This window comes from Kribbella sp. NPDC048915 (assembly GCF_040649595.1).
Lineage (GTDB): Bacteria > Actinomycetota > Actinomycetes > Propionibacteriales > Kribbellaceae > Kribbella.
On the sequence record NZ_JBEZFT010000136.1, the window covers coordinates 1 to 10,183 of the forward strand.

The window sequence follows — 10,183 nt, forward strand, 5'->3', positions numbered from 1 at the left end:
CACAATCACCAGGCGTACACCCACCCACGCCCGACGCCACGACCCAGCCGCCCGGCGCCACACCCGGCACGCCCAACGCCGCACCCGGCACGCCCAACGCCGCACCCGGCACGCCCAACGGCGCGCCTGGCATGCCCGGCGGCGTACCGGGCATGCTCGAGGACGCCGCGGGTACGTGTCATGGGGCCGTGGACTGCGACATCGACGTACCGTGGCACGACGACGCACTCCGAACGCACGACGGTGCACCTGGTACGTCCGACGGTGATGGCGGTGCAGGCGGCGCAGGCGGCGCAGGCGGTGCAGCCGGTGCGCCGGGGGTGGCAGGCCAGGCCGACGCTGCCGAGCCAGCCGTGAGTGTCGGCACCCATCCGTGGTGGAGATCCGACAAAGCAACTCTGCGAGCCGCCGACGCCTTCGCCGCAGCCGACTGACCGCGTCGGAATCGTCGCCTCTGCGTTGCGTGCTCACGCAGTTCCGCCCGTGCGACGTCGCTATCGGACTCCACAGCGCTGCAAGCGCAACGCCCGGTGTCGCAGCACGCGAACCTGACGACTGTTCAAGCATGCCCGCCGAGCCGTTGACGAGGGAAAGCGCGCCGTCGGGGCCCTGACACCGGCCACGGCGTCTCCGGTGACAACGCGTCGCTCGGCTTGGTGCGTGTCGTGCGGCTGCTCCGAGTGCCACCAGCCCGGGTTGCGCCCGGCAACTATTCGGTGCACCGCACTCCGCGCTGCTGCATCGTCACGCCCGGACAACCGGCTCACAGCTGTACTCCGCTCGTGTCGCTATCCGGCGCCGTGGACTCGGTGTACCAGCTTGGCTCGGCGTCCTCCGCGTGCCCGGTGTATTACGCGTACGGGGCCTGGCCTACTTCGCGCACGGGACGTGGCTGGCGTGTGCTGCCTTCACAGCTTCGTACGTGCAGGGCTCCAAGCTCGGCGTACCCCGATCTGCCCTGCCGCCTGTTGCTGAAGGGCGGATGCTGCGCAACGTCGACGGTGTGACGGTGGGTACTGGGTCGGTATGAGTGAAGCGACTCTTGACCGGGGGAAGCCAGGCGGCGGGCTGTTGGGCCTGCTGGTGTTCGGGGTGTTGACGGCGGCGGCCAGTGTGGTCGGGGCGCTCAGTGCGAGTGGCACGTCGTCGGAGTACCGCTCGCTCGATCGTCCGGCGTGGGCTCCGCCGAGCTGGCTGTTCGGGCCAGTCTGGACAGTGCTTTACATCGCGATCGCAGTGGCCGGCTGGCTGGTTTGGCGTCGGTACGGCGTGACAGCCGCCCTCGTCCCGTGGGTCGTCCAACTTGCGCTGAACGTCGCCTGGACGCCGATCTTCTTCGGTGCCGGCGAGTACGGCTGGGCTGCGGTGGATATCGTCGCCCTGTGGTTCGCCGTCGGCGCCACCGTCGTCGTCTTCCTCCGCGCGCACCGCCTCGCCGGCCTGCTGTTGATCCCATACTGGCTGTGGGTCGCCTACGCCTCGGCCCTCAACCTCTCGATCTGGTGGAACAACCGCTAACGCCTCAGCGCCAAGGCAACGGTGCCACGCGGAGGGATGGCGATGGTGGCTGAGCGGTCCGGTCCGGACGGCAACTGCTCCAGGAGTTCGCCCAAGCAGGTTGCCGAGAACGCACTGGCCCACTCGAAGGACGACCGGATCGTGCAGTTGACCGGATCGTCGGCGAACGACTGGAGCCGAACCCGAACGGTTCGATCGTCCGGAGACGTCAGTCCGACCACGCGCACCCGGGGTTGTCGAGCGCCACCAGCGGGTACGTCGCGCCCGCGGTCGCAGCCCCCGTGCACCGCACCGCGCGCAGTGGACGGCTGCCGGTGGCGGCGAGTCGCATGGCGTGCGTCGACGGTTCGTTGCCGGATCCGGCCGGGGCGAACGCGATGCTGTACCGGAACTCCTGGTCGAACGCCTGCTCACTCGGGAAGTTGGTGTCCCAGATGTTGTTGTGCACCCAGGAGTAGACCGTCCCGGGCTCATCGGTCGTCATCGAGGACGATTACGGAAATAGGGGATGCTGATGCGCTGGAGGAGCCAGGCGACGACGCCGACGGCGAGGCCGACGAGCGTGCCGGTGACCAGACTGGCGGCGACCGCGAAGGCGCGGAAGATCACCTCTTGGGCGGCTTCGGGGACGTCCGCGAGGTTGCCGCCAAGGCGTGGCTCCTCGTTGATCGCCCAGGTCCAGAGAACCTGGTGGCCGATGGCAAGGAAGACGCCGTAGACGAACCCGATGACCGTCAGGGTGACCAACGGGTTCGACGCCCGCTTGGCGAGGACGACGACCAGCCAGCTCACCAGCGGCGCGAAGACAAGGACGGCGTTGACGCCCGGGCCGACCAGGTCGAGGTCATGGGCGACAACACGCGGAACAGCGAGGAGGGCCAGCAGGACGATGCCAGACATCGGCAGCCCGAACCGATACTTACTCATGTAGGTCTACATGTAGTGGGCTAACTCAAGTCACGATGGGATCGCAAGCGCGTGTTGACGGTATGACAACCCAGGCGGGTGACCGTAAGCGTCAGTTGGCTTCGTCACCGGGCCACTGGACCCGGGTAGATCACTGATTGTCCGGTGACCGAATCGTTCCGCTGGCTGACCGTAGCTGCTCTCGTGCTGCCGTACTGTACGGCTCTATCGTCGTTGCCATGAACAAAGAATTGGCGGATCAGCCGCAGGTGACGGAGCCCGAGGCGGTCCTCGTCGAAGCCGTCGAAACCAGCGAAGTCTCGCCCGGTATCGTCCGCCGCCGGCTCCCGAGCAGTGGGCAGGTTGTCGCCAGGGTGTTCGACATGGAGGCCGGCGTGACCTGGCCGGAGGTCGACGTCCACGACCGCGACGAGCTGATCTACATCATCGCCGGCGAACTCCTCGACCACGGCCGGACCTACCCGGCAGGCTCGTACCTCTACTACCAGGCCGGCAGCAAGCACCAGCCCCGCACCGAGAACGGCGTACGCATCCTCGTCTTCGGGCCTGGCCAGCCCTGACCCGCAGGTGCCCGCGTCCTTCGATCGGGGGCGTGCATCGGCGCGGGCGCACTGGCTGCGGCGGCCGGTTCGCCATCGACCTCACGGGAGGAGGATGACCTTGCCATGCGATCGTCGCTCTTCCATTGTGCGGTGCGCCTCCCGGGCCTGGGTCAACGAGAATCGGTGCCCGATCACTGGCACGAGCGAGCGATCTTCGAGAGCTCGAAGCGACTTCTCCTCCAAGTCCCGAAGCCCACCGGGGCGAGCAAGCAGGCGAGCTCCAACCGCCGCTGAAACAGTGATGCCTGAGGCGAACACTGTGTCCGCGGACAGCGAGATGGGACTACCGGAGGCCGTGCCGAACATCACGAGTCGTCCTCGGACGCCGAGTAGCGACATCGCCTGCGTTCCGAGTTCACCTCCGACGCCGTCCGCGACCACGGTTGCCCCGCCGTCGGGTAGCGCGTCGAGTGCTTGCTGACGCCACGTCGCCGAGTTGCTGTCCAGCGCCGGGGCGCCGAAGCTCGCGGCGATGCGTCGCTTCTCCTCGCCTGACGCCAGCGCTACGACGTTCGCGCCGACAGACCTGGCGGCCTTGAGGAGCATGGTCCCGATACCGCCGCTCGCGCCGGTAACCAGCAAGCTGTCCCGGCGCGTGAGCTGCGCCAGTTCGAGGATTGCCTGAACGGTTCGTCCGGTGCCGAGCGCGGCGACTGCTTCGGCGGGATCCAGGTCGTGCGAAAGGCGATGCAACGCACCCACGTCGGCGAGCGCGAGTTCTGCATATCCGCCACCGGCGATACCGAGGTCTGCGACAACGTACGTGCCCGTCCAGGACTCGTCGACCTCGTTGCCGACGGCATCGATTCGACCGGCGACCTCACGTCCCGGTGTGACCGGCAACGGTGCCCGAGCACGCGCCGGGCCTTGTCCGGATCGCAGCTGGACATCGAGCAGTTGGACCCCCGCGGCCTGCACCCTGATGCGGACTTGTCCCGGACCGGGCACCGGGTTCGGCACCGAATCGAGGATCAGCTTGTCGACGCCGCCGTACTCGAACTGACGAATCGCCTTCACGATGCTTCCTGACCGAGCGTCCTGGAGGTGACCAGACCGTGCCGTTCGAGCCAGCTCGAAATCGCGTCACCGATCGCGTCCGGCTGATCCTCGGGGGCGTGGTGCCCAGCGACTCCGCAGTCGACGACTTCGAGGTTCGTGGCCTGTGATCTCACCCAGTCCTCGACGGCCGGTCCCATCAACCCAGGCCCGTCGCGGAACACCGGCATGAGTTTCGGTACGTCGGCCGAGGCCGCCAGCCAAGCTCCGTAGGCCACGACCCGTTCGACCACGTCGTGAGGCTCCCCATCGATCGGCATCGAGCGTGGCCACTGCAGCAACGGCGCGCGCGACTGTGGGTCGGGGTAAGGCGAGCGGTAGACGTCGTGGTCGTGCGGGCTGAGATTGGCGACTGCCCCAGGTAGCGCTCGCTCGATGAACAGATTCTGCTCGAGAACCGCGGTCTCGCCTTGGCCCGGGGTTCGCAGCATCCGGAAGATCGGTTGAGCAGAATCTGGCAGGTCTTCCCAGGTCATGGGGCGCACGATCGTCTCGAAGAACACCACGCCGCGCACCCGCTCGGGATGCCGCGCGGCCCAGTCCAGCGCAAGCGCACCTCCCCAGTCGTGGCCGACGAAGACGGGGTTGCGCAGGTCGAGTGCGTCGATCCAGGCGTCGAGGTAGCGCGCGTGGTCACTGAAATGGAAGTCGATATCGGGCTTGCCGGACCTGCCCATCCCCACCAGGTCCGGAGCGAGGCTCCAGATTGCGCCGCGCATTCGAGGGATGACATTTCGCCAGAGATGGGACGACGTCGGATTGCCGTGCAGGAAGATCACCGGCTGACCGTCGCCGGTCGACTCGTAGTGCAGATAGGTGTCCAGGACGTCCACTTCGGGCATGGCCGACTCCTCGCTAGAATGACAGGGACCTGACCAATATGGAGGTTAGACAGGTGCCTGTCAATATTCCGAAGGGTGCGGAGCCACGAATCTCGCTCATGCTTCGGCTTCTTCACGACGCCTATGCATCGGCAGTAGACGCGGAGTTGACGGCTGCAGGCTTCGCCGACCTCTCCGGCGGACGCGCAAAGGTCCTGCCGTTCGTGCCCGAGGACGGAATCCCGGTTGGACGGCTGGCGATGCTGGCGGGCGTCCGCAAGCAGACCATGGCCGAGATGGTCGGGCAGTTGCAGAGGGACGGCTATCTACGCAGTGGGAGCAATCCGAACGATGCGCGATCGCGGCTGATCTTTCTGACCGCTCGCGGCCGAGAAGCCCGGCCTGCTGCCATGGCCGCCGGTGATCGCGTGGAGGAGCATTGGAAGGAGCTGACCACCCCGCACCTGGTGACCCGATTGCGCAATGACCTTGCGAAGTTGCTCGACGCCCTCGGACGGTCCGTCTAGATGATTGATGCGCGGCCCGAAGGTGTGCACGCTCGACAGGTCGTGTGGTGCGGTGCGGGTGTGTTCGGTGTCTGGTTCACGCTCGGCGTGGTCCCTGGTACGGGAGACGTCCTGTCGACCTGACACGCGCCACACGCCACACACCCGAGCGTCCTCGGCTCCATCACTACGACCACCGAATCCAGACCAGGCCGTGCATCGTCTAGGTGTGGTGTCGGCGGGATTCCGGCCAGGACGCCGCAGAGGCGTCCTGGCCGGGGCGGCCACGGGTCGAGGGTTGGGTGAGCGAGCAGGCTCAGGCCAGGGATCCCTTGTGACCGGCCGCAGCTCGTGGGTCGGCGCGCAAGAGCGCGATCACTGTCAACGCCAGCACGACGAACGTGGCGCTCGCGACGGTCGCGACGGTGTGAACGCTCGACACGAATGCTTCCCGCGCTGCCAACTGCACGGCGTCGGCAATCGTCGGTGGAAGCTCGGACGCCAACTGCACGGCGTCTTCGATCCCGCTGACTGCTGCAGACTTGGTCACGTCGTCCACCGGCATCCGATCGAGTTCAGGTCGAAGGGCGAACCGGTAGGCGGCAACTGAGAGACTGCCAAGGCTTGCGACACCGAGGGCAACTCCAAGCTCCCCGCTGGTTTCCATGATGGAAGCGGCGGATGCTGCTTTCTCTTCGGGAGCTGCCGACATCAGTACGTTCGCCCCCAGGGCCATCGGCGCGGCCACGCCGAACGAGGCGATGGCCATCCCGGCCAGGACGATCTCGAAGCTGCTCGGGTTGGCCTGCGTGATCAGCGCGAATCCGCCCGCGGCGATCGCGAGACCGCCGGCGATGACCTGGTGCTGGGCGATCCGCTTGGCGATGGCGGGTGCGGCGGTGAACCCCGCGATCATCGCGACGTTCTGAGGTATGAGCCACAGCCCAGCCGTGAACGGTGACAACCCGGCGACCGATTGCAGGTAGATGGCCGTGACCAAGGACACCCCAGCCATGACGATTCCGCCGACTGCCGAGATGGCCAGCGCGCACGAGAAGGCTCGATTGACGAACAGTGAGACGTCGAGAAGGGGACTGACGACGCGACGCTGCCGCACGACGAACGCGACGCCGACCAGCAACCCGATGGCAAGGACGGCGATGGATCCAGGCTTGAAACCGTCCCGTGCGATGTGCTTGACGGCCCAGGCGATCGGCAGGAGGGCACCGAGCGAGAGCACGACGCTCAAAGCGTCGAGCCGACCTGCCGCCTCGTCACGGGACTCGGGCAGCAATCGAGGCCCGATTGTGAGCAGGAGACCCATCACGGGGACCGCGATCAGGAAGACAGCTCCCCAGGAGAATCGATCGAGCAGAAGTCCGCCGATGAGCGGCCCGAGAAGCATCCCGATCATGAAGCACCCGAACCAGGCTCCGATGGCGGAGCTCAACTGGCGGGTGCCGGCGAACAGTTGCCGGATGGTAGCGAGCGCAGTCGGCATCAGTGTGGCGCCGGCGACGCCCATCACGGCACGAGATGCGATCAGAGCCTCGGCAGAGGGGGAGAACGCTGCCGCGGTCGAGGCGATGCCGAAGGCGGCCGCGCCGTACATCATCAGCCGTCGTCGTCCGATCCGGTCGGCGAGACCGCCCATGGTCACCAAGAACCCGGCGAGCATGAATGAGTAGATGTCGACGATCCACAACTGCTCGACGTTCGTTGCTCCGAGATCCCGGCTGAGCGCCGGCAGGGCGAGGTAAAGCACACTGACGTCGATCGACAGCAACAACGTCGGCAGGGCAACGACCAGAAGCGCCGCCCATGCTCTGCGAGGCGCGTCAACCAGGTCCTCGTCGACGCCGAGGGGGGTCGGATCGTTCATGCGGCACCGCCGTAGACGCCGTCCAGCCAGCGGGACCACTCCTTCGATACCTCGTCGATCGAGGTGTCGTGATCTCCGTACTGATAAATGCCGACGCCGACGGGCGCGCCGAAGTGGTTCCGGCCGAACACCCGAATCAACGCGTCGCTGGTCCGTAGCCCGATGAAGTAGGCGTCGTGGTAGTCGAGGGTGGCAGGACCGAAGTGGGCCAGTGCGGTCGGGAGCTGGATCGAGGTTCCTACGGCGGTGGAGGAGTCCATGGCGAAGTGGTTCCGGATGGCGTCGAGCCCGGCGGCCAGGGCGGAGACCGGCGGGGCGGAAACCTCGGTATGGCGATACGGAAGACCTCGGAACCATCGCAGGTACTCGCCGAGCGAGTGCATGTAGAACTTGGTGTGTTTGCTCGCGCCGTCGTGCTGGTTGTCCCAGTCGTCGTCGAATATGCCGCTGTGGACGTAGCGGACGTAGCTCCCCTCTGCATCGCCTTCGATGGCGAACTCGACCTGGTTGAACCAGTCACCTTCTTGTTCCCGGGAGACGCAACGATGCGGGGGATCCCACACGATGGCGGTGTCTTTCATCGGCTCGGTGGGCATCAACCAAGCGCCGGAGTCTCGGGTGACGGCCACCCAAACCTCCTCGGGCTCGGCAGGCAAGGCACCTTCGTGCTCAATGCGGAACTCGCGGGACATGTCTGTGCTTCTTTCCACCGGGCGGGTCCGGTCGGTGTGCGTTGGGAGATTTGCAGTGTGGGGTCGCTCAGGTCACTTCGTCGGCTCGGTGACCTCAGCGGGCTCGATCGCGGCCTGGGTGCGCGCCTTCAGGGATGGGTGGAGCGCTATGACGAGCCGGTGGCGCCGCCCGTTCGGAGCGGAGTCCGTGTGATAGCGGCTCACCAGGTCTGCGGTCGTCTGGGCGAGCTCGGCAGCGAACTGAGCGCGAGCGGATGCTGACTCGAAGGTGATCTCGCTGTCGATCGCGAAGGTTGCCAGCCGCTTGTTCGCCCGCCGCGCACCACTGACCAGCCGCCCGACGTCATGGACGAGTCGCGCGCCGAGAGCCAGCAGCCACGTCGCCGACAGGTGATCACGGTCCCGGTCCGGATCTGGAGCGACGTCCGCGAGCGTCTCGGGCGAGATGAGGTAGCTGGCCGCGGTCGCCTGATAGATCACCTCGGTCATGTTGCCGCGCCGGCGCTCTTCGACGAGCTGGATGAGTCCGTGCTTCTCAAGGGCGCGCAGATGGTAGTTCACCTTCTGGCGCGGCATGCCGATGCGACTGCCCAGCGTGCTCGCCGAGGCCGGGGTCGCCAGTTCGGACAGTAGCTGTGCCCGGAGCGGCGCAAGCGCGACTTCCGCGACCACCGGGTCCTCGATGACGTCGATCTCTCGCATGGCCACACCATCTCACGGACAAGATGATTTGTCACGACAGGATTCACTGTCTTGACAAAGGAAGTTGTCGGTCGGCATTCTCGACTACGACACGCCGAGACGAAAGGAGCTTCCGACGTGCGAACGCCGAACGCGGGGCTGCGCGCCGCAGTTGTCGCAGCAATCCTCTTTGTGGGAGTCGCGGGAGTGGAGGGGAGCATCCGCCCAGCGTTCGATTGGGATCGGCATGCGATCAGCATGCTCAGCCTCGGGGAGCGCGGCTGGGTGATGGTTGCCACCTTCCTGGTGACGGGTGCGCTGGTGATGTGGGTCGCGGCGTCGCTGCGAGCTGTTGATGCGCGACGCCGATGGGTGTCCCGACTCGTCACTGCGTTCTCGATCGGTCTGATCCTGGCCGGATTCTTTCCGGCTCCGCGCGGCCAGGGGTTCCCTGCCGGTACTCCGAGCAACCTCGAGCCGGAGATGACAACCACCGCGATCCTGCACAGCGTCGCGTTCCAGCTCGCCTTCACCAGTTTGATCGTGGCAGCTGTCCTCATGACGGTGGCGTATGCACGGGAGAGACGGCCTCGCTGGGCACTCTTCAGCGGTTTCTCGGCCGTCCTCATCCCGGTTCTGATCGCACTGGGAGCGACCCGGACGATTCCGACCGGTATCGGGTTCTACCTCGCCTCGTGCGTCGCATGGGCTTGGCTCGCCGCAGTCGCCGTCCAGCATCTCGTCGTAGCAGCCGATGCGAGACCGCGTCAAAGCCCGCGGTCCCATGCCCTGCCCTGATCCGTCCGCCGAGCAGTCGGGGGTGTGCGGCGAGAGCCCGTCCTGCGCTTTCGGGGTCAGTCGTGGAAGTGCAGGGGTTTGCCGGCGAGTGCGAGGTGGGCTTCGCCGATTGCTTCGTTTTGGGTGGGGTGGGCGTGGACGAAGGGCGCGATGTCGGCGGGGTAGGCCTCCCAGTTGTAGATCAGCTGGGCTTCGCCGATCAGCTCACCGACCCGGGAGCCGACCATGTGCACGCCGATCACGGCGCCGTCGCGGGCGCGGACGAGCTTGACGAACCCGGAGGTCTTCAAGATCTGCGACTTGCCGTTGCCGCCGAGGTTGTAGTTCAGCACCTCGATGTCGCCGTAGGTCTCGCGCGCCTGTTCCTCGGTGAGTCCGACCGAGGCGATCTCGGGCTCGGAGTAGGTGACGCCTGGGATGCCGGCCTCGTCGATCGGTGCGGGTGCGAGTCCGGCGAGGTGTTCGGCGACGTAGATGCCTTGCTGGAAGCCGCGGTGCGCGAGTTGCAGCCCGGGCACGATGTCCCCGACCGCGTACACCCCCGGCACCGACGTCTGCAACGTGCCGTCGACGGTGACGAAGCCGCGGTCCAGCGCGACCCCGGCCTGCTCGTATCCCAGGCCGGTGGTGTTCGGGCCGCGGCCGACCGCGACCAGCAGCACCTCGGCCTCGAGCACCTCACCGCCGGCGACGGTGACCC

11 protein-coding genes and 2 pseudogenes are annotated in these 10,183 nt (G+C 66.7%); 5 read left to right on the forward strand and 8 right to left on the reverse strand.

Going from position 1 to position 10,183, the window contains the following annotated elements:
* Together AB0B82_RS34890 and AB0B82_RS34895 are read left to right on the forward strand one after the other, a co-directional pair.
* Positions 1–434 (forward strand): annotated as a pseudogene (locus tag AB0B82_RS34890) (hypothetical protein); the annotation flags it as partial.
* Between the two features lie 592 nt (positions 435–1,026).
* Complete coding sequence (locus AB0B82_RS34895) at positions 1,027–1,518, forward strand: TspO/MBR family protein (protein WP_360178706.1); 492 nt, start codon at positions 1,027–1,029, stop codon at positions 1,516–1,518.
* Positions 1,519–1,726: 208 nt separating this feature from the next.
* On the opposite strand, the gene AB0B82_RS34900 is transcribed toward AB0B82_RS34895, so the two are convergent.
* A complete protein-coding gene (locus AB0B82_RS34900; protein WP_360178709.1) occupies positions 1,727–2,002 on the reverse strand; it encodes a hypothetical protein in 276 nt (91 codons plus the stop codon).
* Positions 1,999–2,445, reverse strand: coding sequence for a hypothetical protein (locus AB0B82_RS34905; protein ID WP_360178712.1), 447 nt, complete (start codon positions 2,443–2,445; stop codon positions 1,999–2,001). The genes AB0B82_RS34900 and AB0B82_RS34905 overlap by 4 nt, the downstream gene beginning before the upstream one ends.
* Positions 2,446–2,663: 218 nt before the next feature.
* On the opposite strand from AB0B82_RS34905, the gene AB0B82_RS34910 reads away from it, so the two are divergent.
* On the forward strand, positions 2,664–3,005 hold the full coding sequence (locus AB0B82_RS34910) for a cupin domain-containing protein (protein WP_360178715.1): 342 nt from the start codon (positions 2,664–2,666) through the stop codon (positions 3,003–3,005).
* Positions 3,006–3,086: 81 nt separating this feature from the next.
* Here the strand turns inward: AB0B82_RS34910 and AB0B82_RS34915 are convergent, their stop codons facing one another.
* Together AB0B82_RS34915 and AB0B82_RS34920 are read right to left on the reverse strand one after the other, a co-directional pair.
* On the reverse strand, positions 3,087–4,064 hold the full coding sequence (locus tag AB0B82_RS34915) for a zinc-binding dehydrogenase (protein ID WP_360178718.1): 978 nt from the start codon (positions 4,062–4,064) through the stop codon (positions 3,087–3,089).
* Positions 4,061–4,948 (reverse strand): annotated as a pseudogene (locus AB0B82_RS34920) (haloalkane dehalogenase); the annotation flags it as partial. The pseudogene AB0B82_RS34920 and the gene AB0B82_RS34915, both read right to left, overlap by 4 nt.
* A gap of 50 nt (positions 4,949–4,998) precedes the next feature.
* On the opposite strand from AB0B82_RS34920, the gene AB0B82_RS34925 reads away from it, so the two are divergent.
* Positions 4,999–5,451 carry a hypothetical protein gene (locus tag AB0B82_RS34925; RefSeq protein WP_360178720.1) on the forward strand — a complete coding sequence of 151 codons (453 nt, stop codon included), beginning with the start codon at positions 4,999–5,001 and terminating at the stop codon, positions 5,449–5,451.
* 295 nt (positions 5,452–5,746) lie between these two features.
* Here AB0B82_RS34925 and AB0B82_RS34930 read toward each other — a convergent pair whose 3' ends face one another.
* The 3 genes from AB0B82_RS34930 to AB0B82_RS34940 form a co-directional block, all read right to left on the reverse strand.
* The gene (locus AB0B82_RS34930) at positions 5,747–7,219 is read right to left on the reverse strand and encodes an MFS transporter (RefSeq protein WP_360178723.1); all 1,473 of its coding nucleotides are present in this window, start codon (positions 7,217–7,219) and stop codon (positions 5,747–5,749) included.
* Positions 7,220–7,308: 89 nt separating this feature from the next.
* Positions 7,309–7,941, reverse strand: a complete 633-nt coding sequence (locus AB0B82_RS34935) for a hypothetical protein (RefSeq protein ID WP_360178726.1) — start codon at positions 7,939–7,941, stop codon at positions 7,309–7,311.
* Positions 7,942–8,076: 135 nt separating this feature from the next.
* Positions 8,077–8,706 (reverse strand): helix-turn-helix domain-containing protein, encoded by a 630-nt coding sequence (locus AB0B82_RS34940; RefSeq protein ID WP_360178728.1) that lies wholly within the window; start codon positions 8,704–8,706, stop codon positions 8,077–8,079.
* A gap of 117 nt (positions 8,707–8,823) precedes the next feature.
* On the opposite strand from AB0B82_RS34940, the gene AB0B82_RS34945 reads away from it, so the two are divergent.
* Complete coding sequence (locus AB0B82_RS34945) at positions 8,824–9,483, forward strand: DUF998 domain-containing protein (protein ID WP_360178731.1); 660 nt, start codon at positions 8,824–8,826, stop codon at positions 9,481–9,483.
* A gap of 56 nt (positions 9,484–9,539) precedes the next feature.
* Here AB0B82_RS34945 and AB0B82_RS34950 read toward each other — a convergent pair.
* Positions 9,540–10,183, reverse strand: a 644-nt coding sequence (locus AB0B82_RS34950) for an FAD-dependent oxidoreductase (protein ID WP_360178734.1), incomplete at its 5' end; no start/stop codon positions are given.